Raw genomic sequence first — 26,686 nt, forward strand, 5'->3', positions numbered from 1 at the left:
CCACTTGGGCGCGGGGTTGGCCTCATGCACCCAATCTGCCCGCTCGCCCGGCCCCGCGCTGTTCCCCGGGAAACACCTCTCCGGAGTTTTTGCCGCCCGCTTCAGCCTGCCTTATCCTCGTCCTTCTCAATCCCATACCGGCTCAACAACCCGCCCTGCGTCATGAAGAAGATGAACAGCGCAGCCGTCAGCCCGAATGTTTTGAAATTCACCCAAGCCTCGGTCGACATCAGCCGCCACACCGCCTCATTCACCACCGCCAGGCCAAAGAAGAAAGCGCACAGCCGCCGGGTCAGGATCATCCACCCCTCAGGCTGCAAGGCCAGCGCCTCTTCCATCACGACCCGCAGATAGCTCTGCCCGCGCATCAGGCCAAAGCCCAGAATGCCCCCGAACAGCAGATAGATCATCGTGGGCTTCATCTTGAAGAACCGCTCGTCGTTCAACCAGACCGACAGCCCCCCGAACAGCACCACCAGCACCACCGTCGCCACCTGCATCTTCGACAGCTTGCCCGACAGCCACCACAAGATCCCTGTCGTGATCAGCATCAGCGGAATGAACAGCGCGGTCACCACGATGAACCCGTCATACTCCGCGCCACCAATCGTAAAGACCTGATCCTTCAGCTTCACGTAACCGGCGAAAAACAGCGCAATCGGCCCCAGTTCCAGCGCCAGCTTCAGCGCGGGATGAACCTTCTTTTCAGGTGTCGCATCGGACATGTCGTGTCGTATCCTTCCTTCGGCCTACCCGATCTGCACCAGAACTGCCCCCAGCGCAATCAACCCCATCAGCGCGCCCCGCAGCATGCCCACCTTTTCGCCCAGCACCGCCCAGCCAATCATGGCGGCAAAGACTGTCGATGTCTCGCGCAGCGCCGCCACCTCACCCACACGGCCCAGCCGCGTGGCCAGCATCACGCCGCCAAAGCTGACGAATGCCACCAGCGCCCCGATCACACCGCGCAGCACCAGCGGGCGCAACGGCGGCAACACCGCCCGCCCCCGCGCCAGCCGCACTGCCATCAACGTGGGGAAATCCACCGCCGTGATCAGGAAAAACCACGCCAGAAAGGTGAACGGGTCCGGCGTCAACCGGATGCCCCAGGCGTCATAGGTTGTATAGACCGCGACCAGCAGCCCCCCCGCCAACGCCCAACCCAGCCCGGCATAAAGCGCCCGCCGCCCGATCTGCACCCCCCGCAGGTTCACCACTGCCAGCATCAGGATCGCCCCCGACAGCAGCGCCACGCCCCCCCATTGCAACACACGGTAATGCTCGCCCAGAAACAGCGCGGCAAAGGCAAGCGTCACCAGCGGCCCCGTCCCCCGCACCACCGGATAAACCACCGTATAGGCCGCCCGCTCATAGGCCAGCGCCATGGTGAGCTTGTAGGCAAAGTGAATCCCCAACGCCCCCAGCAACACCAGCCACTCAAACCCCTGCGGCCAAGGCACCGCAAACAACGCCACCGGCGCGATCAGCAGGAAGATCCATACATCAATCGACGCCCGCGTGACCCAGGGGTCATGCTGCCCCTTCTGCAACGCGCCAAAGACCGCGTGGGCAAGCGCCGACATGAGCGCAAGGCACAGCGCCAGCGTCATGCCAGCAGGCGTGCCCGCAATGGAAAGCAGCCACTCCGTCACGCCGTCTCACGCGCGCCTTGCATCAGCCGTCCAGCCCCACCAGAGCCTTGGCGAAATCCTCCGGATCAAAAGGCGACAGATCGTCGATCTGCTCGCCCACCCCGATGGCATGGATGGGCAGGCCGAACTTGTCGGCCAGCGCGACCAGCACGCCGCCCTTCGCGGTGCCGTCCAGCTTGGTCATCACCAGCCCGGTCACATCCGCAATCTTGCGGAAAATCTCCACCTGAGAAATTGCGTTCTGCCCCGTCGTCGCATCCAGAACGAGCAGAGTGTTATGCGGCGCGGTGGCATCCACCTTTCGGATCACCCGCACGATCTTGGCCAGTTCTTCCATCAGATCCTGCCGGTTCTGCAACCGCCCCGCCGTGTCGATCAACAACAGGTCCGCCCCCTGCGCCTGCGCGCGGGTCAAGGCATCAAAAGCCAGCGAGGCTGGGTCCGATCCCTCCGGCGCAGTCAGCACAGGCACACCCGCCCGCTGTCCCCAGATCTGCAACTGTTCCACCGCCGCTGCGCGGAACGTGTCGCCCGCCGCGATCACCACCGTCTTACCCGCCGCCTTGAACTGGCTGGCCAGCTTGCCAATGGTCGTGGTCTTGCCCGACCCGTTCACACCCACCACCAGCACGACCTGCGGCCGCTTGGGGTAAATCGGCAGGGGCCGCGCCACGGGTTCCATGATCCGCGTCACTTCATCCGCCAGCGCGCCCTTCAACTCGCGGGTCGAAACCCGCTTGCCGAACCGCCCCTCGGCGATATTGGCCGTCACCCGCATCGCGGTATCCACGCCCATATCGGCCTGGATCAACACCTCTTCCAGACTTTCCAGCATGGCATCATCAACCAGCCGCCGCGGCTCTTCCACCGCCGCCCCGCCGCCGAAAAGACGCCCCAACAACCCCGGCTTCGGCTCAGCCTTCACTTCGGCCTTCGGCTCAACCGCCGGCTCCGGCGCGACGGCCAGAGCAGGGACAGGGGCCGCGACGGGGCCCGCCGCAGGGGCCCCCGCCGGCTTGGCCGCCACCGGCTCAGGGGTCTCTGGCGGGGCCGCATCCTCGGCGACCAGCGCCTCCAGCCCCTCCCCGATCTTGTCCGAAGACCGGAACATCTTGTCGCGCAGTTTCTTGAAGAAGGACATGCCGCCCCTTTCCGCCAATGGCCTTACCGTCACCTAATCCCTTCCACACCGCAACGGAAGGCCCGACCGATGCCGACGCGTCCCCCAAACCCCAAAGCCCCTGCCCTTTCCTCCCACAACACCACCGGCAAGGGCCCCCCCGCCCCAACACCCGCGCCCGAAAAGACATCCACCCGCCCCCGCACCGCCCCCCGCTATCCGCGCCCGGCAAAACCGCGCGCATCACCCTCCCGCCCCCTGCCATTTCACCTTGGCCCAAATACCCATGCAACAGTGTCCATGCAGGCCAACAGCTTCAGAAAACGGATCACTCTCCTGCCTCACCACCCCCCCGACGATGCAGGATCAGTGACACCACCCTCACCCCTCTCCCCTGCCATCTCACCTTGGCCAAAATACCCATCCAACCGTTCCAACAGACCCACCGCTGCGACAAAGGCGACCGATCCCGCCCCCGTGACGCAAGCCCGCGCCCCTGCTATCCTTGCTCAGTGATGAGTAAAGCCGCCCCCCGTCCCCCCCTCCCCATGACCGCCTTTGCCGCGGCAACCCTCGCGCCACTGCCACTCCTGGCCTTGGGGGCAGCTTCGGGCAGCGCTTGGCTCTGGGCCGCGCTTATCTACATGGGCCTGCTGTCGATCCTGCTTGATCAGATCCTCCCCCTCGTGGACTCCGCCCCCGAAGACGGCACAGAATTCCCCGCCGCCGACAGCCTTCTCCTGCTTCTCGGTCTCATCGCCCTCGCATTGCCGCCGCTCGCCACCGCCGGGGCCACCAGCGACAGTCTGACACTACCGGAAAAAGCCGCCCTCCTCCTCGCCACGGGCCTCTGGCTGGGCCAGATCGCCCACCCCACCGCGCATGAGCTCATCCACCGCCCGGCCCGCCGCCACGTCCGTCTGGGCATCCTCGTCTATGCCTGGATGCTGATCGGCCATCATACCTCCAGCCACCGCCTCGTACATCACCGCCATGTCGCCACAGCGCAGGACCCCGCCACCGCACGCCGGGGGATGGGCTTCTGGCGCTATCTGCCCCGCGCCTCGATAGGCGCGTTCCGCGCGGGCCTTGCCGCCGAAGGTGATCTGCGCCGTCGCAGCCCGCAGCCGGGCCTGCACCCCTATGCCCGCTACGCCCTGCTGTCTGCCGCCGCCCTCACCCTTGCCCTTTTGATCGGGGGCCCCGCGGGCCTGCTCCTCTGGCTGGCCCTCGCCGCCCATGCGCAACTCCAGATCCACCTGTCGGATTATGTGCAGCATTACGGCTTGACCCGCAGCATCGGCCCCGATGGCCGCCCCGAACCCGTCAACGCCCGCCATTCCTGGAACACCGCGCATTGGTTCTCCTCGGCGTTGCTTCTGAACGCACCACGCCATTCGGACCATCACAGCAACCCCTCACGCCCCTACCCCGCCCTGCGCCTGCCCGAAGAGGCACCGCGCCTGCCCTGGCCCCTGCCCTTGGCCTGCACCATCGCACTCTTCCCCCCGCTCTGGCATCGCCTGATGAAACCCCAACTCGCCCGTTGGGCCACGCTGCAGACGCCAACACAGCCGTGACTGGCCAAACGGCCGCCATTCTGGCATGGTCCCGCCATCTGACCGGAGCCGACATGCGCCTTGCCACCCTGACCTTTTGCCTTGCCCTCGCCGCACCTGCGCTGGCCGAAACTGTGTTTCAAGTCGCCGACGCCCCCCTCAGCGCTGCCGAGTTTGAGGCCTATGCCACAGGCAAGACCCTTTCCTATGCACAGGACGGCGTGGTCTGGGGGTCCGAACAATACCTGTCAGACCGCCGCGTGATCTGGGCCTTCACCGAAGATGAATGCCAATACGGCCACTGGTTCGAAGATCAGGGCAATATCTGCTTTCTCTATGAAAGCGACCTGCAACCGCAATGCTGGCGCTTCTTTCGCGAAGACAGCGGATTGCGCGCCATCTTCATGGGGGCCGATGGCGGCACCTCGCTGTCCGAAGTGGGCCAAAGCGACCAACCGCTCAGCTGCCCCGGCCCGGATGTCGGCGTCTGACAGGATCAAATTTATTCGAAGAAATTTGCAAAAATCTTCCAAGATTTTTGCCTCCCCATCCCGCCTTTAGAACAAACTCCCCTGCTCCGGCCCGCTATCCGCCTTCCGCGCCCGCGCCTTGCCGCCCAGCGCCAGCCGCCCATCGGCGAACTCGATCTCCAGCGCCGCCGCCTTCTCCGCTCCCGCCTTGGTGGTGACCACCGCGCCATCGCCGCGCACCACCGCATAGCCGCGCCGCAGCGTCTCGGCATAGCCCAGCGTCACCCGCGTCCGGTCCAATGCCTCCAACCGCTGTGAAAGCCGCTCGAACCGCGCCAAAGGTGCCGCCTCCAGCCGCGCCGCCAGCGGCACCAGCTTGTCACGGCCCTCCCGCGTGGTCCGCTCCGCGCCCGCAATCACCCGCGCCAGCGCAGGCTGCAACCGTTCGCCCAGCACCTGCACCCGCGCCTTCACCCGCTCCATCGGTCGCTCTAGCGCGATCTCCAATCCCCGCGCGCGCTCGCCCAGATCGCGCCGCCGATGCGCCACCAGCCCGAGCAGCAGTTCCGGCCGCACCAATCCCGCCCGCGCCTCATAAACCTGCCGCTTGCGCGCCGCCGCCATGCCAAGCCCGGCACCCAGCCGCCCGCCCCACAGGTCCAGCCGCTGCGCCGCCGTTTGCGTCAACACCTCCGGCCGCGGCAAGGCACGCGCCAGATCGCGCAATCGCTGCCCACGCATCCCCACACCGGTGACAGCCGCCCGCACCGCCCGCGCGCCCAAACCATCCACCGCCGCCAGCAGTTCCAGCCGCACCGGCACCGCCATTTCTGCCGCCGCCGTGGGCGTCGGAGCGCGCCGGTCGGCGGCAAAGTCGATCAGCGTCGTATCTGTCTCATGCCCCACGGCGGAAATCAGCGGGATATCTGACGCCGCCGCCGCCCGCACCACGATCTCCTCGTTGAACCCCCAAAGGTCCTCCAGCGATCCGCCACCCCGCGCCACGATGATCAGGTCCGGGCGCGGCACCGGCCCGCCGGGTGCAATCGCGTTGAACCCCCGGATTGCGGCGGCCACTTCCGGCGCACAGGCCTGCCCCTGCACCGCCACGGGCCAGATCAGCACATGGCGCGGAAACCGGTCCCGCAACCGATGCAGGATATCCCGGATCACCGCACCCGACGGCGACGTGACAACCCCGATCACCCCCGGCAGAAACGGAATCGCCTTCTTGCGCTCCGCATCGAACAACCCCTCCGCCGCCAGCGCAGCGCGGCGCTTTTCCAGCATCGCCATCAGCGCGCCCGCGCCCGCCGGGGCGACATCCTCGACGATCAGCTGGTATTTCGACTGCCCCGGAAAGGTGGTCATTCGCCCGGTGGCAACCACTTCCATCCCCTCCTCGGGGCGGACCTGCATCTTCGCCACCTGCCCCTTCCAGGAAATGGCGGCAATCACGCTGCGATCATCTTTCAGGTCGAAATACAGATGCCCCGAGGCAGGCCGCGACACGCGCCCCACCTCGCCCCGCACGCGCACCAGCCCGAACTCCCCCTCGATCACCCGCTTCACCGCACCGGAAAGCTCCGACACGGTATATTCCGGCTGATTGCCCTGCGGGGCGGGGGCGTCTTCGAACAGGTCCATATGCGTCTCCATGACTGGCCGAAAGGATAAGCCCCGCCGCCAGCAAGGAAAACCACAAAGCGGTTTCTGACGCAGAAACCGCGCCGGAATTTGCCGCAAATTCCGCCCGCACCCAGCGCGACGCCCACGCCCGATTTCTGCGTGCAGAAATCGTCGCGAAATCTGCGTCAGATTTCGCCCCCGCCTACCACTCAGCTTGCACCCCTCCCCCCTCCGACCGTATAGCCGCAGCCAAGCAGCAGAGGGAGCGCAGCCATGAACATCCTCATCCTTGGCTCCGGTGGCCGCGAACACGCTCTCGCCTGGGCGGTCAAGCAGAACCCCAAAACCGACCGCCTCATCGTCGCCCCCGGCAATGCGGGCATCGCCCAACTCGCTGAATGCGCGGATATCGACATCCTGTCGGGCCAGACAGTCGTCACCTTCTGCGAAGAGAACGCCATCGACTTCGTCATCGTCGGCCCCGAAGCCCCCCTCGCCGCTGGCGTGGCTGATGCCACCCGCGCCGCAGGTCTCCTGACTTTCGGTCCCTCGGCCGAGGCCGCAAAGCTCGAAGCCTCCAAATCCTTCACCAAGGAAATCTGCGACGCCTGCGCCGCCCCCACCGCCGCCTATGCCCGCTTCACCGAAGCCGCCCCCGCCCGCGCCTATGTGCAGGCCCAAGGCGCCCCTATTGTGGTCAAGGCCGACGGCCTCGCCGCGGGCAAGGGCGTCATCGTGGCAATGACGGTGGACGAAGCCCTCGCCGCGATCGACGACATGTTCGGTGGCGAATTCGGTGCCGCCGGGGCCGAAGTGGTGATCGAGGAGTTTATGACAGGCGAAGAAGCCTCGTTCTTCATCCTCACCGATGGCACCCACGCCCTGCCCATCGGCACCGCGCAGGATCACAAGCGGGTGGGCGACGGCGACACAGGCCCCAACACGGGCGGCATGGGCGCCTATTCCCCCGCCCCCGTCTTGTCCGACGCCATCGCAGCCCGCGCGATGGAGGAAATCGTTCTTCCCACCATCCGCGAAATGGCCCGGCGCGGCACGCCTTATCAGGGCGTTCTCTACGCCGGTCTGATGATCGAAAACGGCCAAGGCCGTCTTGTCGAATACAACGCCCGCTTTGGCGATCCGGAATGTCAGGTCCTGATGATGCGCCTTGGCGCGCAGGCGCTCGACCTGCTGCTCGCCTGCGCCGAAGGCCGCCTCGATCAGGCCCGCGTCAACTGGGCCGATGACCACGCCCTCACCGTGGTCATGGCCGCCAAGGGCTATCCGGGCAGCTATACCAAAGGGTCCGTCATCAAAGGCCTCGACGCCCTGCCCGAAACCTCGTCGCAGATGGTCTTCCACGCCGGAACCACCGCACGGGACGGCCAGATCACCGCCACCGGCGGCCGCGTCCTCAACGTCACCGCCCGCGGGACCACGCTGGCCGAGGCGCAGCAGAAAGCCTACGCCATGGTCGATGCCATCGACTGGTCTGAGGGCTTCTGCCGCCGCGATATCGGCTGGCGGGCGCTTTAGAACAGCGCCAGCTGATCCCCCGGCAAAACCGGGGGCCGGAACAGATCGCAGCGCAAGGGCGGCAAGGCCTGCGCGAGGCCCAGCCGCGCCACCGCCTTGTCGAACCGCTGCGCGATCAGGCCCGCAAACAGCCCCTCGCCGCGCATTCGCTTGCCCCATTCGGCATCGTAATCCTTGCCGCCCCGCGCCTCGCGCACCCGCGCCATCACCTTGGCCGCACGCCCGGGTTCCGCCGCCTCCAGCCAGTCGCGCCACAGCCCCGCCACTTCCAGCGGCAGGCGCAGCATGATCCACGTCGCCCCCACTGCGCCTGCCTCCCGCGCCGCAGCCAATATCCCTTCCATCTCGTGATCCGTCAGACCGGGGATGACCGGCGCCACCATCACCCGCACCGGCACCCCCGCCGCACTCAGCCGCCGGATCACCTCCAGCCGCCGCGCGGGCAGCGCCGCCCGCGGCTCCATCCGCCGCGACAGACCTGCATCCAGAGTGGTGATCGACACCCCCACCCGCAGCAACCCCTTCGCCGCCATCGGCGCCAACAGATCCAGATCGCGCTCGATCAGCGTCCCCTTGGTGGTGATTGCCAGCGGATGATCACAACCCGCCAACACCTCCACCACCTCGCGCATGACGCGGTATTCCGCCTCACAAGGCTGATACGGGTCGGTATTCGTGCCAATAGCCACGGTCGCACAGCGATACGCCTTCGCCCGCAACTCCCGCGCCAACACCGCCCCGATCCCCGGCCGCGCAATCAGCCGCGTCTCGAAATCCAGCCCCGGCGACAGGTTCAGAAAGGCATGCGTCGGCCGCGCAAAACAATACACACAGCCATGCTCGCAGCCCCGATACGGGTTGACCGACCGATCAAACGGCAGATCGGGCGACCGGTTGTAACTCAGGGCCGACCGCGCCCGCTCCACCCGCACCTCGGTACGAACCAGATGCTCCTCCACCGGCTCCCACCCATCGGCGAACCCGGCGAGGTCATGCGCCTCGAACCGCCCTGCCGCATTCGACAGCACACCCCGCGCCCGCACCCTGCGCCCCGGCAACATCCCATCCGCCTTCTCCATACCGCCAAACTAGAACAAAACAGAAACATATGTCACGCCTATTTCACCGCTTACCCATTGGCGACCCCTTGCTGTCGGCTTTCATTCGGGGCATGTCGCTATCCGATAAGTCTGCATGCCGCTTTCGGATCATGCAGACTGTGACTGCATACCCCAAAGGGAACGCCACCATGGCCGACGAAGACGAGATCATCCTTTCCGAACTCTCCGACGACGAACTTGTCCTGCAAATGCATGACGACCTCTACGATGGCCTGAAGGAAGAGATCGAGGAAGGCGTCAACATCCTCATCGCCCGTGGCTGGACCCCTTATGATGTCCTGACCAAGGCCCTCGTCGCCGGGATGACGATCGTTGGCGCCGACTTCCGCGATGGCATCCTCTTCGTGCCCGAAGTGCTCTTGGCCGCAAACGCCATGAAGGCCGGGATGTTCATCCTCAAGCCGCTTCTGGTGGAAACCGGCGCGCCGCGCATGGGCAAGATGGTCATCGGCACCGTCAAGGGCGACATCCACGACATCGGCAAGAACCTTGTCGCCATGATGATGGAAGGCGCGGGCTTCGAAGTGCTCGACCTCGGCATCAACAACTCGGTCGAAAAGTACCTTGAGGCGCTGGAAGCTGAAAAGCCCGATATCCTCGGCATGTCGGCCCTGCTGACCACGACCATGCCCTACATGAAAGTCGTGATCGACACGATGAAGGAAAAAGGCCTGCGCGAGGATTACATCGTCCTCGTCGGTGGCGCACCGCTGAACGAAGAATTCGGCAAGGCTATCGGCGCCGATGCCTATTGCCGCGATGCCGCCGTTGCGGTGGAAACCGCCAAGCAATTCGTAGCCCGCAAGCACAACCAGATCGGCGCCTGATGCGCCTCTCCCTCCCCCGCCACGCGGGGGAGGGTCGGAGTGGGGGGGAACGTTCACGCCCTCCCCCTCATCACCCTTCCGCGACAGGCCCTTGGCTTTCCGCCTTCACAGCGCCATCTTGATCGGGAAAGGATGCCGCCCATGATGCCGCTCACCCATTTCCTTGCCCTCCTCACCTTCGTGATCCTCGCCGCCGGGGCGACCATCGGCCTTGCCGTCTGGGCTGACCTGCCGCTTGTGGCCTTGGGCCTTGCCGCGCTGGCTGGCAGCCTGATCCTCGGCGCACGGCAATGGCGCTGATCGGCGACACCGCCCCCCTCGACGACACCACCCTCACCGAACAGGGCCTCGCGCCACAGGCGCAGGGCCGCGTCCTTCTCATCGCCTGCGGCGCGCTGGCGCATGAGATTCTGGCCCTGAAAAAAACCAACGGCTGGGACCACCTCGATCTGCAATGCCTGCCCGCCAACCTGCATCTCTGGCCCGACCGCATCCCCGCCGCAGTTGAAACCGCCGTCACCCAGCACCGTGCCGACTATGACGATATCTTCATCGTCTACGCCGATTGCGGCACCGGCGGCCTCTTGCAGCAAAAGTGCAAGGATCTGGGCGTCGACATGGTCGCAGGCCCGCATTGTTATTCGTTTTTTGAAGGCAACGCCGTCTTTGCGGAAAAGGCGGAAACCGAATTCACCGCCTTCTACCTGACCGATTTCCTCGTCCGCCAGTTCGATGCCTTTGTCTGGCGGCCCATGGGCCTCGACCGGCACCCCGAACTGCGCGACATGTATTTCGGCAATTATACCAAGCTCGTCTATCAGGCCCAGCTTGACGATCCCGCGCTCGATGCCAAGGCCCGCGACTGCGCCGCCCGCCTCGGCCTCGCCTATGAGCGGAGATTGACCGGTTACGGCGATCTTGCCACAAGCCTCGCCCGCGTGGCTGGCACCTGACGCCCGCCTCCCCTATCCTGCGCGGCAAAGCAGGATGGCAAAAGCAGAATGGGCAGATGACAGCCGAAGATTTCCCCCGCGCCTTTGCCACCGCCTTCTCATCCCAGGATGCCGCCACCCTCGCCGCGATGATGGAGGAAGGCGCCGATCTCATCACCCCCACGGGTCAGCACGCCGAAGGCCGCCCTGCCATCGAAGCCGCCCTCGCGGCCGAATTCGCCGGTGTCTTTCGCAATGCCAGATTGGTGAAGGGCAAGCTGCGCCTGCGCGCCCTCGGCCCCGGTGCGGCGCTCATCACGCAACGCTATGTCGTGACCGGTGCCCAAAATGAAAGCGGGGCAGACCTGCCCCGCTGTGCGCTTGTGCTGACTGCGACCCTCGCCGCCACGCCCACAGGCTGGCAGGCGCTTGCCGCGCAACTGTCTGTTCTTGCGGATTAGCCGTCAAACCGACGGAACATCCCGCGGTCAATCTGCCGCTGACGGAATTCCAGGTCCACACGGTTTGCAGCACCGTTCAGATATTCCCGCTCCAGCTCTGCCGCCGTGGGCAGGTGAAAGGCGCTGATAAAGTTCTTCACACGTTCAAACATGGTCTTTTTTCCTTCTGCCGATGGAAGAAAGATAGGATGCCGCACTGCAGCATTCCACCCATGCAAATTCGAAACCCGCCATGCGCCGACGTCATGCCTCAGCGCCGCATTTTCGGGCAATCACCCGGCAATCATGCCGACAAAAGTGCCCGCGCCGCCTCGCGTGCGGCCTCGGTGACGGTATCCCCCGCCAGCATCCGCGCCACTTCCTCGACCCGCGCCGCCGGATCAAGTGGAGTCACGGTCGAAAGCGTCATCTCGCCCGCCACCCGCTTCTCTACCCGCCAATGCGCACCACCCAGCGCCGCCACCTGCGGCGAATGGGTCACCACCAGCACCTGGCACCCCTCGGCCAACGCCTTCAACCGCCGCCCGACCGCATCCGCCGTCGCGCCACCCACGCCCCGGTCGATCTCGTCGAAGATCATCGTCAGCCCCGGCGCATCCCCCGTCAGGCACACCTTCAGCGCCAGCAGGAACCGGCTCAACTCCCCGCCCGACGCGATCCGGTTCAGCGGCCCCGACGGCGCTCCTGGGTTCGTGGCCACCGTGAACGTCACCGCATCCACCCCATCCGGCCCCGGCTCACCCGCCGTCACCTCTGTCGCGAACACTGCCCGCTCCATCTTCAATGGTGCCAGTTCCGCCGCCATCGCCAGATCCAGCCGCTTGGCCGCCGCCACCCGCGCCGCCGTCACCCGGCCCGCCTCGGCTGCATAGGCCGCTTCGGCCTGCACCACCGCCTTGGCCTTGGCCGCAATCCCCGCAGCCCCCCCATCCAGCGCCGCCAGCCGCCCCCGCAGATCATCGGCAAACCCGCCCAGATCATCGGGCAACACCCCATGCTTGCGCGCCAGCGCCCGGATCGCGAACAGCCGCTCCTCCAGCGCCTCCAACTCAGCCGGGTTGAAGTCGAGCGCCGCCAGACAGTCTTCCACCCCCTGCTGCGCCTCGCCCAACTCGATCAGCGCCCGGTCTAGCGCCGCCAGCGCCCCCTCAAGCTGCCCCTCGGCCCGGTCTGCCGCCCCTTCCAGCCAGCGCACAGCGTCGCGCATCATCCCTTCTGCCGCCTGATCCGACAGCGCCTGATGCGCCCGCGCGATATCTGCGCGGATCTTCTCCGCCCCCTGCATCATGCGGCGGCGGGCATCAAGAGTGGCCTCCTCGCCGGCTTCGGGGTTCAGCTTGTCCAGTTCCGCCACCGCATGGCGCAGGAACTCCTCCTCGCGCCGCGCCGCAGCCAGCGCCGCCTCCGCCTGCGCCAGATCGGCCCGCGCCGCAGATTGCGCCCGCCACGCGGCCCGCAGCGCCCCAAGGTCCAGCCCCGCAAAGGCATCCAGCAACGCCCGATGCCCGCGCGGGTTCAACAGCCCCCGGTCATCATGCTGCCCATGCAATTCCACCAGCGTTTCCGACAGGTCGCGCAGCACCTCGCCCGACACGCGCCGGTCATTGACCCAGGCCGTCTTGCGCCCATCCACCGCATTCACCCGCCGCAGGATCAACTCGCCATCCTCGGCCACGATCCCCGCCGCCTCCAGCACCCCATGCGCCGCATGATCGCCCGGCAGATCGAACACCGCCGTTACGCTGCCCTGCTCGGCCCCCTGCCGCACCAGTTCCGCGCGCCCGCGCCAACCCAGCACGAACCCTAGCGCGTCCAGCAGAATGGATTTCCCCGCCCCCGTCTCACCGGTCAACACGTTCAGGCCCGGCCGGAACTCTAGGTCCAGCCGGTCAATGATCAAAACATCCCGGATTTCGAGCGTCCGCAGCACGCGCCTGCCCCCGTTGACGGGCCTCAGCCCGTCACAACCACTCGCCCTTGACCATCTGGCGATAGACCTGCCGCAGCCAGCTGTCGCCCACCGCCTCGGGGTTCAACCCGCGGCCCTTCAACAGACGGAAGCTGTCGTCATAGAAGGGCGACGCCTGATAGTTGTACCCAAGGATCGCCCCTGCCGTCTGCGCCTCTTGCGTGAAGCCCAGCGCCAGATAGGCCTCCACCAGACGATGCAGCGCCTCGGCCGTATGCGTCGTGGTCTGGAAATCCTGCACAACAGAGCGGAACCGATTGATCGCCGCCGTGTAATTCCCGCGCTTCAGGTAATAGCGCCCGATTTCCATTTCCTTGGCCGCCAGATGGTCAAACGCCAATTCGAACTTCAGCATCGCCGACCGCGCATAGTCGCTGTCGGGATATTGCTCGATCACGTCGCGCATCCCCGTCAGCGCCTGGAAGGTCACGCCCTGGTCACGGCCCACATCATCAATCTGGTCATAATAGCTCAGCGCCATGAGATAGAGCGCATAGGGCGCATCCTCGTCACCCGGATAGAAATCCAGATACCGCTGCGACGCCGCCCGCGATTCTTCGTATTTCTTGGCCTTGTGATAGCTGAAGGCCTGCATGATCAGCGCGCGCTTGGCGAACTCCGAATAGGGGTACAGCCGTTCCACTTCCTGGAAATAGCGGATCGCTTCATCCGGGCGCCGCGAATTCGTCAGCCGCAACTCGCCCTGCTTGAAGATTTCTTCGGCGGTAAAGCTGTCGAGAGGGGCCTCCCGCTGCCCGCCACATGCGGCCAGAGCCGAGGCAAGCACCGCCATGCCCAGGAATCGCGCGCCTGACTTCACGACTGCCATCTTCCGCCTACCCCACGTCATTCCTTCCAGGCGCACGGCAAGACCGCACCACCCGTGTTCTTGCAGTCGTCCTAGCACAGAAAAATCCGGGGCGCAAAACGGCTTTCGCGCTTCACGCAACCGTCAGGCGCGGTTCGGCAAATCCGCCTCATGAACGCCCACACCCGGCAGCTTGCAGCCGGTCTGCTCGCCCACCTCGACCATGGTCCAGGCATCAGGTGCCGCAAACAGCGCACGCAGCAGCTTGTTGGTCAGCGCATGGCCCGCCCGAATTCCCGTGTAACGGCCCAGAATCGGCGATCCTGCCAGAAACAGATCGCCCATCGCATCCAGCATCTTGTGCCGCACCGGCTCATCGCTATAGCGCAGCCCGCCGGGGCTCAGCACCTGATCACCGTCGAACACAACCGCGTTCTCCAGCGTCCCACCCAGTGCAAGGCCATTGGCCCGCATCAGGTCCACATCCGACTGGCGGCAGAACGTCCGGCTATCGGACAGTTCCCGCACAAAGGCCCCATTGGCCAGGCTCATCCGCTTTTCCTGCCGCCCGATAGCAGCCTCGGCAAACTCGATGGCGAAATTCATTTCCAGATTGTCAGCAGGCTCCAGACGCGCCACAGCCTCACCGTCGCGCACCTCGATCGGGCGCAACACGCGAATGGCACGCACCACGGCATCCTGCCCCGTGATCCCGGCCTCAAGGAAGCCTTCGACAAAGGGCATCGCCGAGCCGTCCAGGATCGGCACTTCCGGCCCGTCAATCTCGATCAGCGCATTGTGGATTGCACAGCCCGACAGCGCCGCCATCACATGTTCGATGGTGGAAACCGAAATCCCGTCGGAATTGGCAACCAGCGTGCACAGCTTCGACGGGATCACCTGATCCCACAACGCCGCCACCCGCGCCTCGCCCTCCGTCACATCCGTGCGCAAGAAAACGATGCCGTGCCCGGCCTGCGCCGGACGCACCGTCATCTGCACCGGCTTGCCGCCATGAAGGCCAAGCCCGGCAAAGGTGACTGCTGTTTTCAACGTGCGTTGCAAGGTCGGTTCGTCCCGGTCTCGTTTCTTTTTGCTTTTCGGGCGGGGCCCGTCTGCGCAGCAATATCCCCTCGGAACATCGCTTGTGTTAGTTAAGTTGCTGCACCTGCAAACTCAACTCACTCTTTGTGACGGAGTGTGACAGGTTTGGAAACAATCCAAGCCTCTGTTCTGCAAAGAAAAAACCCGGCCACTGCGGGCCGGGTTTCCATCTTTGTTACAGCCCCTGCAACGGGCTGTCAGTTCGCCTGACGGCGCAGAAAGGCCGGGATTTCGATCCGTTCCTGATCGGCGCTCATTTCCGGCTCATCGTCATAGCCCTGCACCTGCGGTTGCTGGCGCACGGCATTGCCCTGTGTTTCGCCATGGCCACCGGCCATGCGGTTGATCAACGACCCGATGCCAAAGCGCGGACGCGGGGCCTCGGCCTGCTTGGCCGCCGGGGCCTGCACACGCGGCGATTGCGGCGCGGGGCGCGACTGGCCCTGCATTCCCGGGGCCTTGCTGACAGCGGCCTGCAACCGTGCCAAAGCCTCAGGCGTGGGAGTTCCGGGCGCACGCGGCGGGCGCGGCGCGGTGAAGTTCCCGGCATCCTGATCCAGCGACGCGGTCGCACGCGCCTGCATCGCGGGCTGCGGCGCAGGCATCGGTGCTGGCTGCGGGCGATAGGCCGGGGGCGGCAGATCGTCGGCCATGTCCATTTCCGGCTCGTCGAAAGACGGGGCCGGATCGAACAGCGAAGGTTCCTGCGCAGCGTGATGCGTCATCACCGGTTCCGGCTGCGGCGCGGGTGCGGGCATCGGCGCGGGGGCCACCTGCTGCACGGTCAGCGGCACTTCGCGGCGCGGCTCGGCATGCTGCAACGGGGCCGCCATGCTGCGACGGGCCACCGGGGCTTCCTGCTTGGATGCCCGGCTCACGTCGATCCCGGTCGCCACAACCGACACGCGGATCGCGCCTTCCATCGTTTCGTCCAGCGTCGAACCCACGATGATATTGGCCTCGGGGTCCACCTTCTCGCGGATGATGTTGGCCGCCTCGTCCAACTCGAACAGCGTCAGGTCATAACCGCCGGTGATGTTGATCAGCACACCCTTGGCGCCGTTCAGCGAAATCTCGTCCAAGAGCGGGTTGGCAATCGCCTTCTCGGCGGCCTGCACGGCGCGGTCTTCGCCCGTCGCCTCGCCCGTGCCCATCATGGCCTTGCCCATCTCGTCCATCACGGCGCGCACATCGGCAAAGTCCAGGTTGATCAGGCCGGGGCGCACCATCAGGTCCGTCACACCCTTCACGCCCTGATACAGCACGTCATCGGCCATGGCGAAGGCTTCGGTAAACGTCGTGCGCTCATTGGCCAGACGGAACAGGTTCTGGTTCGGAATGATGATCAGCGTATCAACAACCTTTTGCAGCGCCTCGATCCCGTCTTCGGCCTGCTTCATCCGCTTTGCGCCTTCGAACTGGAAGGGCTTGGTCACAACCCCAACCGTCAGCACGCCCAATTCCCGCGCTGCCTGCGCGATGATCGGGGCCGCACCGGTCCCGGTGCCGCCACCCATGCCGGCGGTGATGAAACACATATGCGCGCCCGCCAGATGATCGACGATCTCCTCGATCGTTTCCTCTGCCGCTGCCGCGCCGACCTGCGGCCGCGCGCCTGCGCCCAACCCTTCGGTGACCTTCAGACCCATCTGGATACGCGAATGCGCGCGGCTGTGCTTCAGCGCCTGCGCATCCGTGTTCGCCACAACGAACTCGACCCCTTCCAGGTTCTTGTCGATCATGTTGTTGACGGCGTTCCCGCCAGCCCCACCAACGCCAAAGACGGTGATGCGCGGCTTCAGCTCTTCCTGCTGCGAGGTCATCATCAGATTAAGGGTCATTGCCACTCCGCCTGCTGTTCGTTGTGCCGGCGTTTTTTGCCGTCCGGCTGTTAGTCGCGCCTGTCCCGGGCGCAGGAATCCGAATTTATCCACGATTCTATCCACAAGGGGGCCTCAGGTCACGCGAAAAACACCAAAACGCCACAAAATATAGGGAATTGTTTCCCGCGATCAGCGGGATTTCGCCGTCAGCACTGCATATGGTCGTTACCAGTTGTCCTTGAACCATTTGAAGGCCCTTTTCAGCGACCGCGCGGGATACCGCTCACTCGGGATTTCGAAATCCCACCACTCGTCCTGCGGATGCGCCGCAAACAGGCACAGGCCCACCGCACTCGCAAAAGCCGCACCTGTCGCCGCCTGCGGCAGTCCCTGCACGCGCAGCGGACGGCCCAGCCGCACCTGCTGGCCCAAAATCCGTGCGGCCAACCCGTCCAGCCCCGGAATTTGGCTCGCGCCCCCGGTCAGCACGATCTGCTGGCTCGGCAGATATTCAAACCCGGCCGCATCCAACCGCGACCGCGCCTCTTCCAGAATTTCCTCGACCCGCGGCCGCATGATCCCGATCAGCTCCGTCCGGCTGATCTGGCGGCGGTCCTTCTCCCAATCGCCGCTTTCGCCACCCGTCTCGATCATCTCGCGGTCATCCATGCTGGTGGCATAGACGCCGCCATGCTTGGTCTTGATCTTCTCGGCCATCGACATCGGGATCTGCAACCCTTTGGAGATATCCGATGTCACATGGTCCCCGCCCAGCCGAACCGAGTCGGCAAAGATCATGTGCTTCTTCATGAATATCGAAATACCGGTCGACCCGCCGCCCATGTCGATGCAGGCTGCGCCCAATTCCTGCTCGTCTTCCACCAGCGACGAAATCCCCGACACATAGGCAGAAGATGCAATCCCGGCCAATTCCAGATCACAGCGCTTGATGCAGTACAGCAGGTTCTGTACCACCGCCCCATCCACCGACAGCAGATGCATATCGCACGCAATCCGGTTGCCGATCTGCCCGCGCGGATCGCCCAGCCCCGTGCGATGATCCAGCGCGAAATTCACGGGCTGCGCGTGCAGCACCTCGCGCCCCGGCCCCAGATCGGGCACGTCACAGGCCGCCAGCACATTGGCCACATCCTGCTCGGTCACGACCGAATCCTGCAAATCCCATTCGCCTGCAAGCCCATAGCTGCGCGGCTCGGCCCCGCTGAAACAGGCGATCACATGATCCACCCGCACATTGGCCATCTTCTGCGCCGCCTGCACCGCGGTGCGAATTGCGCGCTCCGTCTCGTTCATCACGGCGATTTCGCCGAATTTCACGCCGCGCGACCGCGTCGTCGCCGCCCCGATCACCCGGAAAGACGATTGCCCCGCCATCGGCCCCACGCCATCCGCCTCGCGCAGCCGCTCCGGCCCGTCAAAACGCAGGATCAGACAGGCGATCTTTGATGTCCCCACATCCAGCACGGCCACCACGCCGCGCTGCATTGCCGCCCGCCGCATATGCCGCATTGCCCGCTGGGTTTCATAAAGCCCGGTCATAATTCGCTCCCGCTCACATCAATGCCCTGTTCCCTGCGGTGTTCATTCAGCGCGTATGGCGCCAACCGCAGCACGGGTCGTTTGTCATTTCTCAGATCAACGCTCAGCACGTCGCGCGCCAAAAGGTCTTCGGCCTTGTCCAGCGCCATCAGGCGTTCCATCGCCGCCACGGCGTCATGGGCGGGCAGCATGATCTTCTGGTTGCGGTCCAGGATCATGTCCCAGCGCCGCTCGCCCATCCGCACCAGTCCGCGCACACGCGGCAGGATCGGCTGGGCGGCGGCAAACAGTTCCAGCGCCTCGCCCGTGGCCTGATCCGCGCCGTCGCCCGCGATCAGCGGCAGATCGGGGCGGTCGGTCCGCGCGGCCAGCCCCGCCACCCGCACCCCGCCCTCATCCAGCATCTCCAGCCGCTCGCCCTGCCGCCACACGACCACCGGCATCCGCTCGGTGATCGCAACCTGCAACACACCGCCCGACCGCACCCGCAATTCGGCCTTGGCCACGGCGTCCAACTCCTCGACCCGCGCCCGCACGGCATCAAGATCAATGTCAAAGGAAGACAGCGGCAGCTTCAGATCCACCCGCCCCCGGATCGCCTCGGCCAGTTCAGGCGAGGCCCCCTCAACCGATACCAGCCCCACCATGAATTCCGGCCGGTTCTGGAACTTGTCCTTCAGGTCGGTGTAAATCCCCGTCACCGCCGCACGGCGATCGGCATTCCCGGCATAAAGACCCACCGCCATCGCCAGCACAAACACCGGCACGCCCACACGCGCCATCACGCGGAACACCGGGGTCAGCCACAGCCGCTGCATCCGGTAAGCCCAGCGCGACGGCGCCGGATCACGCCGGGGCGAACGGGAATAGACGCGCGGCTCCGGTCTCAACGGTTGCATGACGCATCCTCCACGATCCACCTACACAACTCCGGGAAGGAAATCCCCACATGCGCCGCCTGCTCCGGCGACAGCGAGGTGGGCGTCATCCCCGGCTGGGTATTCGTCTCCAGCAGGATCAGCCCCGCCAATCCCCGCGCCTCATCCCAGCGAAAATCCGTCCGGCTCAGCCCGCGGCAGCCCAGCGCCCGATGCGCCCGCACGGCGTAATCCATGCAGGCCGCCGCAATCTCGTCGGGCACCTGGGCAGGCAGCACATGGCGGCTCCCGCCGGGCTTGTATTTCGCGTCATAATCATACCAGCCATCGGTGATGATATCGGTCAGGCACAACGCCCGGTCCCCCAGCACGCTGACCGTCATCTCGCGCCCCGGCGCATAGGTCTCGACCATCACCATCGCGGGCATCTCGGCCGACAGACGCGGCGCATTCGATCCTTCGCGCACGATGTACACGCCAACCGAAGACCCCTCATTCACAGGCTTCACCACATAAGGCGCGGCCATCACATGCCCCGCCTCCACCGCCTCGCGCGGCACCACGACGCTCTCCACGATGGGCAGACCCGCCACGCGGTAGGCTTCCTTGGCGCGCTGCTTGTCCATCGCCAGCGACGAGGCCAACACGCCCGAATGGGTATAGGGAATCCGCATCCATTCCAGGATGCCCTGCACGCAGCCATCCTCGCCCCAGCGGCCATGCAGGGCGTTGAAACAGACGTCGGGTTTGATCTCGTCAAGACGCATGGCAAGGTCGAGGCCGGCATCGACCTCGATCACATCATATCCCGCCTCGCGAAGTGCCCCGGCGCATTCACGCCCTGTAGAAAGAGAAACCTCCCGCTCTGCGGAAAGCCCACCCTTTATCACCGCCACGAGGGGGACGCTCTTGCCAGAACCGCCCGCCATTTTCGCCTCAAGCCGGGTCTTGCGCCCGTTTTTGTCATTAATCTGCGGTCGGTTCGCCGATCCGCATGATTTCCCACTCTAACGTGATACCGCTCGCTTGGAAAACCCTTTTTCGCACCTCTTCGCCCAATCCTTCCAGATCGGCGGCAGTCGCGCCCCCCGTATTGATCAGGAAATTGGAATGCATCTCGCTCATCTGCGCGCCGCCCCGCCGCGCGCCGCGCATCCCGGCGTCGTCGATCACTTTCCAGGCCTTCAATTCATGCGTGTCATCGGCCGTCCCGGTCGATGATCGCCCCAGCGGATTGCGAAATGTCGATCCGGCCGAACGCTCCTTGGTCGGCTGGCTCGCATCGCGTTTGGCGATCTGCTCCGCCATCCGCGCCTCCAGCGCCGCAGGATCGCCCCGCTCTGCCCGGAACGTGGCCTCCACGATCACCCACCCTTCGGGCAGCGTCGATTGGCGATAGCGCAACTCCAATTCTGCGGCGGGAATGGTCACCACATCCCCCGCCCGCGTCACCGCCTGCACTGAAACAAGATGATCGGCCACATAGCTGCCATAACAGCCCGCATTCATCCGCACCGCCCCGCCGACACTGCCGGGAATGGTGCGCAAAAAGGTCAGGTCCAGCCCCGCCTCCGCCGCCCGCCGCGCCACATGCGCATCCAGCGCCGCCGCCCCCGCCGTCACGCGGTCGCCCTCCACGGCAATCCCGTTGAACCCCCGCCCCAGCCGGATCACCACCGCCCGTATCCCGCCATCCCGCACGATCAGGTTCGATCCCACCCCCATGGGAAACACCGTCACGCTCGGGTCCAGATCGCGCAAGAATGCAGCAAGGTCCGCCACATCCGCAGGCTGGAACACCACATCCGCAGGCCCGCCCACGCGCAGCCATGTCAAATCGGCCAAAGGCCGCTGCTCGGTCAGGGTGCCACGGGTGGGGGGGTAATCATGCGCCATACCGCTTCGTATCCGCGCCCTGCCCCGAAATGCAAGATGCCCCGGCCCTTGCAGGCCGGGGCATCAGGGGTGTGCGGGGGGCCGTGGCCCCCCGCACCAAACCCCGGATCAGATCCAGTAAGGCGCCACACCGTAATATTCATGGCTGCGCTGCTGCCAGTCGCGGTCCTTCAGCCAGGTCTCATCCTGCTTCGGCGCGTTCTCCAACTGGTCCTTCGTCAGATCGGTGACATAGCCCTCGCGCGCCGAGTCATAGCGCAGCTTGCCGAACGGAATGGCATGGAACGCACTGCCGATCCCCAGAAAGCCCCCGAACTGCAACACGCCGTAAACCACCCGCCCCGAGGCGCTGTCGATCATCACATCGTCAATATGCCCCAACTCTTCGCCCGCCGGGTTGAACACCCGCGTGCCCTGAATGGTCTGGCCCGAAATCATGGTGTGGTTGCCATCCTTGGGCATGGTCGAAGTGGCTGCACCGGTATTCTGCATCGGCATGGGTCGTCCTCCATCATGGGGCGAACAGGGCCACCTTGGCCGGCTGCTTGCCTGATATCGGGTCAACGTCCCCCGCCCGCCGGGGTTCCGGCCCCCACCCCACCCTGCGCTTAACCGCCGATCCCGCCCCCCAAGCCCGGCGAAACAACGCCCATCACGCCCCTGTCAGGGAACGCCCCGGCCCCGTCACGCGTTTCCCCACAATTCAAGGAACATCCCATGACCTTTCCCTATCTGCGCTCCACCATCCTGCCCCTGACAGTCGGCTGCATCGCTGGTGCCGTGGTAATCGCCGGGCTCACCGCGGGGGTTTACAGCTGGAAACTCTTTGCCGCCGCCATCGCCATCGGCCTTGTGGTCGGCGTGCCCGCCGGATTGTGGAGCGTGCGCCGAATGCGCGCCACAACGCCCCTCGCGCGCCCCGAAAGCCCCACGATGGACCCGGACGCCGCCGCCCGCGCGGTCAACCCCCACCGCCCGGAACCCTATCCCGCCGCCGCTGATCAGGGCCGCGCCGAACCTGCTAAACAATAATCGGTGCCAAATGAAAAAGGCGGGGAGATCCCCCGCCCTATTCCGCCGGCTCCGCGCCCTTGCGCCGGATCCAGCGCACCAGATAGATCACCGGCCAGCGCAGCACACTCGCCCCCGCCGCCAGCAGGATCATCCCCCAGACCGGCCCCGCCGTCCACGTGACCCAGCCCAATATGGGTATCCCCACCGCAATCAGGCCGAACGCCCGCCGCCAATGATGATCCCGGCTCGGCAGCATCGCCGCCACATTGGCCACGATCAGCCAGACAAAGGCCGCCGCCAGCGCCCAGGTCATGCCGCCGCCCCCATCAACCGGCCGGGCAGATTGTTCGCCCAAGCGCTGATCGTCCCCGCGCCAAGGCACACCACCATGTCGCCGGGCCGCGCCTGTTCCTTCACCAACCGCGCCAGATCGGCCTCATCCGTGATCCCCCGCGCATGGCGATGCCCGTGCGCGATCAGGCCCGAGATCAGGTCATCGCGGCTCGCCCCCGGGATCGGGTCCTCGCCCGCAGCATAGACATCGGCAATCGCCACCACATCCGCCTCGTTAAAACAGGTGCAGAAATCGTCAAACAGGCTCGCCAACCGCGTATAGCGGTGGGGCTGATGGACCGCGATGATCCGCGCGCCCGGATTGCCCGCCACCGCCTGCCGCGCCGCTTTCAGCACGGCGGCAATCTCCACCGGATGATGGCCGTAATCGTCGATGATGGTCACGCCATTCACCTCGCCCACGCGGGTGAAACGGCGGTTCACGCCCCCGAACGCGGCCAAAGCCTCGCGGATCTCGTCCTTCTTCATCCCCAGATGCCGCGCCACGGCAATCGCCGACAGCGCGTTGGATACGTTGTGATCCCCCGGCATCGGCAAAGTGCACCCCTCGATCATCGAACCCTCCCCTTCATTCTGAAGAAGAACGTCGAACATCGCGATTCCATTCCGATAGGAAAGATTCACAGCCCGCACATCGGCCTGCGCGTTGAATCCAAAGGTCACGATCCGCCGGTCCGTCACCTTGCCGACCAGCGCCTGCACCTCCGGATGATCCGTGCAGCACACCGCCAGACCATAGAACGGGATGTTCGACACGAAATCGTAGAACCCCTTCCGCAGCGCATCGAAATTCCCCCAATGCTCCATATGCTCGGGGTCGATATTGGTCACGATGGCGATGGTCGCGGGCAGTCGGTTGAACGACCCGTCGCTTTCATCCGCCTCTACCACCATCCACTCGCCCGCCCCGGCCCGCGCATTGGATCCATAGGCATGGATCACGCCGCCATTGATCACCGTGGGGTCAAAGCCGCCCTTGTCCAGCAGCGTCGCCACCATCGTCGTGGTGGTCGTCTTGCCATGCGTCCCGGCAATCGCGATGTTGGATTTCAACCGCATCAACTCGGCCAGCATCTCGGCCCGCCGCACCACCGGCAGCTTGCGCCGCCGGGCCTCTTCCAGTTCCGGATTGCCCTTCTTGATGGCCGAGGAAATCACCACCACCGCCGCCTCGCCGATATTCTCGGCCCGTTGCCCCTCAAAGAACACAGCCCCCAACCCGACCAGCCGGTCGGTGATCTTGGATGCCTTGCTGTCCGATCCCTGCACCGGATAGCCCAGCGTCATCAACACCTCGGCAATCCCCGACATACCGATCCCGCCGATCCCCACGAAATGGATGGGGCCCAGCTCCCCCGGAAGCTTTGTCGCCGCGTTCATGCTGTTTTCCCCTTCGCAAGTTCCTCGACCAGCGCCACCAGACGCGCGGTCGCATCGGGTCTTCCCTGACCCAACGCATGCTGCGCCATCGCCACTGCCGCATCCGGCTGGCCCAGCACCGCTTCCAATTGCGCGGCAAGCGCCACGGGGTCAAGCAGCTTTTCCGGCATCAGGATGGCCGCCCCTGCGTCAACCAGCCCGCGCGCATTGGCGCTCTGATGGTCGCCCGTTGCCGCCGCAAAGGGGATCAGGATCGCAGGCCGCCCGATCACGCTGATATCCGCCACCGACGATGCCCCCGACCGCGACACCACCAGTTGCGCCTCTGAAAGCCTGCGCGGGATGTCGCGAAAGAACGGCTCCACCTCGGCCATGATGCCCGCCGCCGCATAGGCCGCGACAACCCGCTCCAGATCCTCTTCCCGCGCCTGATGCGCCACGCGCAAATATCGCTTGATGCCCTCCGGCAGCGCCGCCACTGCCGCCGGCACCACATCCGACAGCACCTTCGCGCCCTGACTGCCCCCGATCACCAACAGGCTCATCGGATAATCGCCTGGCGGAATATACCCCGCCGCCGCCCGCTCCAGCACCGCCGCCCGCACCGGATTGCCGGTATGCACGCCCGCCACGCCCTCGGGCAGGTCCGTGGGCCAGGTGCCACAGGCCACCCGGTCCACCCGGCGCGCAAAGACGCGGTTCACCCGCCCCAGCACGCCATTCTGTTCATGGATCATCCGCGGTCGCCGCAGCACCCAGGCCGCCGCAAGCGCCGGGATCGTCGGATAGCCGCCGAACCCCACCACCACCGCAGGCTTGTCGCGCAGCATCGCCCAGACCGCCGACAACACCCCGCCCGCAATCCGGAACGGCACGGCCAGCTTTGCCACCACCCCGCCGCGCGCAAAGGTGGCGCTCGCCACCTCCTCCACCGCGACAACATGCGGAAACCCGCCCGTGTAACGCGCCCCGCGCGCATCGGTCGACAGCTTCACCCGCCAGCCCTGCCGCACCATCGCCTCGGCCAAGGCCTGGGCGGGAAACATATGCCCCCCCGTGCCCCCCGCCGCGATCAGCAGAAGCGGACCCTGCGCCATCAGCGCCCTCCGCGCCCGAAGATATCGCCCATCTGCCCCTGCGGACGCATCCGCGTCATCGCCAGAAGCGCGCCCACCGTTATCCCTGCCGCAATCACCGAAGACCCGCCATAACTCACAAATGGCAGCGTCATCCCCTTCGCGGGCAACAGCCGCACCGCCACACCCATATTGATCATCGCCTGCACGCCAAAGATGCAGGCAAGCCCCGTCCCCGCCAGCCGGATGAACGGGTCCCGCTCCTTGGTCAGCCGCATCAGCGACCGCACCACGACCGTGGTGTAAAGCGCGATGATCACCAGAACGAGGATCAGGCCATATTCCTCGGCCGCCACTGCGATGATGAAATCGGTATGCGCATCCGGCAGCGACCATTTCACCTGCCCTGCGCCCACGCCCACCCCGAAGAACCCGCCTTCCTGAATGGCATTGGTCGCATAGCCAAGCTGCGTGCGCGGGTCGATATCCGGCGTCAGAAACCCGTCGATCCGACGCGCGAAATGCTCGCTGCTTTCATAGGCGCCGAAACCGCCCACCATCACCAGCCCGAGCACAACCCCGATCAGGGTCATCGGCGCCCCGGCCACGAAATACACCACACCCCAGCCAAACAGCACCAGCGCCGCCTGCCCGAAGTCCGGCTGTATCGCCAGCAGCGCCACGACCACCAGCGCAATGGCGAAACTGACCGTCTTTCCCGGCGGCCCGTTCAGATCGAAACTCGCCGCCATCAGCCAGGCCACCACGATCACGAAACCGGGCTTCAGGAATTCCGACGGCTGCACCGATGCAAACCCAAGGCTAAACCAACGCACCGCCCCCTTGCCGAAATCCGTTCCGAAAAACGGCAACAGGCACAGCGCCAGGAAGGCCAGCGCAAAGCCCGCCACCCCGATGCGCCGCACCATGGCGGGTGTCATCATCGACACCCCCACCATCGCCGCCAGCGCCAGCCCGCCGAAAAAGGCTTGCCGCTGCACATAATAGAATGGCTCAAGCCCGTTCCGGCTCGCCAGCGGCACACTCGCCGCAAGGCCAAGCAGCAGACCGATGCCGAACAAGACCATGATGCAGGTCATCGACCACTTGTCGATTGTCCGCCACCAACGGGGAAGAACAGGCTCCGTCACCCGTGAGGGCATGGAGCCATAGACCATCTCAGTCATGGATAATACGCCTGTCGCCTGCACTGCTCGATGCCCGTTTGTCCGGGCTTGTCATAACTCTAGCCCAACTCCGCGAATCAATCCAGCCCAAAGCACGCACCTCGATTCGCCCGAATCGCCCCGATTCCTCTCGCAGCCTCCCCCCTTCATCTTGGCGGAAAATACCCTGGGGGAAGCCGCCAAAGGCGGCGCGGGGGCAAGGCCCCCGTTGCTCCATTGGCCGGACCGCGCCGCAGGTCCGCCGCGCCCTGCGCGGCGGGCTGCGGCGCGCTTCCCCCTTGACAGCCCGCCAGCCCCTCCCCCGCTCCGCCGCTGCCTCACGCCAAGGTG

General features: G+C 65.5%; 27 protein-coding genes. 8 read left to right on the forward strand and 19 right to left on the reverse strand.

What is annotated here, in order from left to right:
- Positions 1-101 precede the first annotated feature (101 nt).
- Genes RSE12_16260 through ftsY form a run of 3 tightly spaced genes read right to left on the reverse strand, consistent with a single transcriptional unit; the run spans position 102 to position 2,793 of the window.
- Complete coding sequence (locus RSE12_16260; GenBank protein ID WRH61906.1) at positions 102-725, reverse strand: inner membrane-spanning protein YciB; 624 nt, start codon at positions 723-725, stop codon at positions 102-104.
- A gap of 24 nt (positions 726-749) precedes the next feature.
- The gene (locus tag RSE12_16265; GenBank protein ID WRH61907.1) at positions 750-1,652 is read right to left on the reverse strand and encodes a DMT family transporter; all 903 of its coding nucleotides are present in this window, start codon (positions 1,650-1,652) and stop codon (positions 750-752) included.
- A gap of 22 nt (positions 1,653-1,674) precedes the next feature.
- On the reverse strand, positions 1,675-2,793 hold the full coding sequence (gene ftsY / locus RSE12_16270; GenBank protein WRH61908.1) for a signal recognition particle-docking protein FtsY: 1,119 nt from the start codon (positions 2,791-2,793) through the stop codon (positions 1,675-1,677).
- 527 nt (positions 2,794-3,320) lie between these two features.
- Here ftsY and RSE12_16275 point away from each other — a divergent pair.
- Together RSE12_16275 and RSE12_16280 are read left to right on the forward strand one after the other, a co-directional pair.
- Positions 3,321-4,352 (forward strand): alkane 1-monooxygenase, encoded by a 1,032-nt coding sequence (locus RSE12_16275; GenBank protein WRH61909.1) that lies wholly within the window; start codon positions 3,321-3,323, stop codon positions 4,350-4,352.
- Positions 4,353-4,405: 53 nt separating this feature from the next.
- Positions 4,406-4,822 (forward strand): hypothetical protein, encoded by a 417-nt coding sequence (locus RSE12_16280; protein WRH64845.1) that lies wholly within the window; start codon positions 4,406-4,408, stop codon positions 4,820-4,822.
- 66 nt (positions 4,823-4,888) lie between these two features.
- On the opposite strand, the gene xseA is transcribed toward RSE12_16280, so the two are convergent.
- Positions 4,889-6,448: an exodeoxyribonuclease VII large subunit gene (xseA, locus tag RSE12_16285; GenBank protein WRH61910.1), complete on the reverse strand. Its 1,560-nt coding sequence runs from the start codon at positions 6,446-6,448 to the stop codon at positions 4,889-4,891.
- 255 nt (positions 6,449-6,703) lie between these two features.
- Here xseA and purD point away from each other — a divergent pair, with 255 nt between their 5' ends.
- Positions 6,704-7,966 carry a phosphoribosylamine--glycine ligase gene (gene purD, locus RSE12_16290; GenBank protein WRH61911.1) on the forward strand — a complete coding sequence of 421 codons (1,263 nt, stop codon included), beginning with the start codon at positions 6,704-6,706 and terminating at the stop codon, positions 7,964-7,966.
- On the opposite strand, the gene RSE12_16295 is transcribed toward purD, so the two are convergent.
- Entirely contained in the window at positions 7,963-9,027 is a 1,065-nt protein-coding gene (locus tag RSE12_16295; GenBank protein WRH61912.1) for a PA0069 family radical SAM protein, read from the reverse strand. The genes purD and RSE12_16295 overlap by 4 nt on opposite strands.
- A 188-nt stretch (positions 9,028-9,215) precedes the next feature.
- On the opposite strand from RSE12_16295, the gene RSE12_16300 reads away from it, so the two are divergent.
- From RSE12_16300 to RSE12_16315, 4 genes are all read left to right on the forward strand, one after another.
- Entirely contained in the window at positions 9,216-9,914 is a 699-nt protein-coding gene (locus RSE12_16300; protein WRH61913.1) for a B12-binding domain-containing protein, read from the forward strand.
- 141 nt (positions 9,915-10,055) lie between these two features.
- Positions 10,056-10,214: a hypothetical protein gene (locus RSE12_16305; GenBank protein ID WRH61914.1), complete on the forward strand. Its 159-nt coding sequence runs from the start codon at positions 10,056-10,058 to the stop codon at positions 10,212-10,214.
- Positions 10,205-10,867 carry a DUF1638 domain-containing protein gene (locus RSE12_16310; protein ID WRH61915.1) on the forward strand — a complete coding sequence of 221 codons (663 nt, stop codon included), beginning with the start codon at positions 10,205-10,207 and terminating at the stop codon, positions 10,865-10,867. The genes RSE12_16305 and RSE12_16310 overlap by 10 nt, the downstream gene beginning before the upstream one ends.
- Positions 10,868-10,923: 56 nt before the next feature.
- Positions 10,924-11,307 (forward strand): SgcJ/EcaC family oxidoreductase, encoded by a 384-nt coding sequence (locus RSE12_16315; GenBank protein ID WRH61916.1) that lies wholly within the window; start codon positions 10,924-10,926, stop codon positions 11,305-11,307.
- Here RSE12_16315 and RSE12_16320 read toward each other — a convergent pair.
- The 10 genes from RSE12_16320 to RSE12_16365 form a co-directional block, all read right to left on the reverse strand.
- On the reverse strand, positions 11,304-11,459 hold the full coding sequence (locus RSE12_16320) for a DUF3563 domain-containing protein (GenBank protein ID WRH61917.1): 156 nt from the start codon (positions 11,457-11,459) through the stop codon (positions 11,304-11,306). The two genes, RSE12_16315 and RSE12_16320, sit on opposite strands and share 4 nt — an antisense overlap.
- 131 nt (positions 11,460-11,590) lie before the next feature.
- On the reverse strand, positions 11,591-13,237 hold the full coding sequence (recN, locus tag RSE12_16325) for a DNA repair protein RecN (protein WRH61918.1): 1,647 nt from the start codon (positions 13,235-13,237) through the stop codon (positions 11,591-11,593).
- 31 nt (positions 13,238-13,268) lie between these two features.
- Positions 13,269-14,105 carry an outer membrane protein assembly factor BamD gene (locus RSE12_16330; GenBank protein ID WRH61919.1) on the reverse strand — a complete coding sequence of 279 codons (837 nt, stop codon included), beginning with the start codon at positions 14,103-14,105 and terminating at the stop codon, positions 13,269-13,271.
- Positions 14,106-14,228: 123 nt separating this feature from the next.
- Positions 14,229-15,149, reverse strand: coding sequence for a UDP-3-O-acyl-N-acetylglucosamine deacetylase (gene lpxC, locus RSE12_16335; GenBank protein ID WRH61920.1), 921 nt, complete (start codon positions 15,147-15,149; stop codon positions 14,229-14,231).
- Between the two features lie 236 nt (positions 15,150-15,385).
- A complete protein-coding gene (gene ftsZ, locus RSE12_16340) occupies positions 15,386-17,029 on the reverse strand; it encodes a cell division protein FtsZ (GenBank protein ID WRH64846.1) in 1,644 nt (547 codons plus the stop codon).
- Between the two features lie 207 nt (positions 17,030-17,236).
- Complete coding sequence (ftsA, locus tag RSE12_16345) at positions 17,237-18,571, reverse strand: cell division protein FtsA (GenBank protein ID WRH61921.1); 1,335 nt, start codon at positions 18,569-18,571, stop codon at positions 17,237-17,239.
- On the reverse strand, positions 18,568-19,470 hold the full coding sequence (locus tag RSE12_16350) for a cell division protein FtsQ/DivIB (protein ID WRH61922.1): 903 nt from the start codon (positions 19,468-19,470) through the stop codon (positions 18,568-18,570). The genes ftsA and RSE12_16350 overlap by 4 nt, the downstream gene beginning before the upstream one ends.
- Entirely contained in the window at positions 19,458-20,378 is a 921-nt protein-coding gene (locus RSE12_16355) for a D-alanine--D-alanine ligase (GenBank protein ID WRH61923.1), read from the reverse strand. The genes RSE12_16350 and RSE12_16355 overlap by 13 nt, the downstream gene beginning before the upstream one ends.
- Before the next feature lie 37 nt (positions 20,379-20,415).
- Entirely contained in the window at positions 20,416-21,345 is a 930-nt protein-coding gene (gene murB / locus RSE12_16360) for a UDP-N-acetylmuramate dehydrogenase (protein ID WRH61924.1), read from the reverse strand.
- A 108-nt stretch (positions 21,346-21,453) separates the two neighbouring features.
- Complete coding sequence (locus tag RSE12_16365) at positions 21,454-21,843, reverse strand: PRC-barrel domain-containing protein (protein WRH61925.1); 390 nt, start codon at positions 21,841-21,843, stop codon at positions 21,454-21,456.
- A gap of 219 nt (positions 21,844-22,062) precedes the next feature.
- Between RSE12_16365 and RSE12_16370 the strand changes: the two genes are divergently transcribed.
- Positions 22,063-22,377, forward strand: coding sequence for a hypothetical protein (locus tag RSE12_16370; protein ID WRH61926.1), 315 nt, complete (start codon positions 22,063-22,065; stop codon positions 22,375-22,377).
- Between the two features lie 37 nt (positions 22,378-22,414).
- Here the strand turns inward: RSE12_16370 and RSE12_16375 are convergent, their stop codons facing one another.
- Genes RSE12_16375 through RSE12_16390 form a run of 4 tightly spaced genes read right to left on the reverse strand, consistent with a single transcriptional unit; the run spans position 22,415 to position 26,356 of the window.
- Entirely contained in the window at positions 22,415-22,672 is a 258-nt protein-coding gene (locus tag RSE12_16375; protein ID WRH61927.1) for a DUF2484 family protein, read from the reverse strand.
- Positions 22,669-24,093, reverse strand: coding sequence for a UDP-N-acetylmuramate--L-alanine ligase (gene murC / locus RSE12_16380; GenBank protein ID WRH61928.1), 1,425 nt, complete (start codon positions 24,091-24,093; stop codon positions 22,669-22,671). The genes RSE12_16375 and murC overlap by 4 nt, the downstream gene beginning before the upstream one ends.
- Entirely contained in the window at positions 24,090-25,190 is a 1,101-nt protein-coding gene (locus RSE12_16385) for a UDP-N-acetylglucosamine--N-acetylmuramyl-(pentapeptide) pyrophosphoryl-undecaprenol N-acetylglucosamine transferase (protein WRH61929.1), read from the reverse strand. The genes murC and RSE12_16385 overlap by 4 nt, the downstream gene beginning before the upstream one ends.
- Positions 25,190-26,356, reverse strand: coding sequence for a putative peptidoglycan glycosyltransferase FtsW (locus RSE12_16390; protein ID WRH61930.1), 1,167 nt, complete (start codon positions 26,354-26,356; stop codon positions 25,190-25,192). Before RSE12_16390 ends, RSE12_16385 begins: the two co-directional genes overlap by 1 nt.
- Positions 26,357-26,686 lie beyond the last annotated feature (330 nt).

The organism is Fuscovulum sp., from assembly GCA_035192965.1.
Taxonomy (GTDB): domain Bacteria; phylum Pseudomonadota; class Alphaproteobacteria; order Rhodobacterales; family Rhodobacteraceae; genus Paragemmobacter.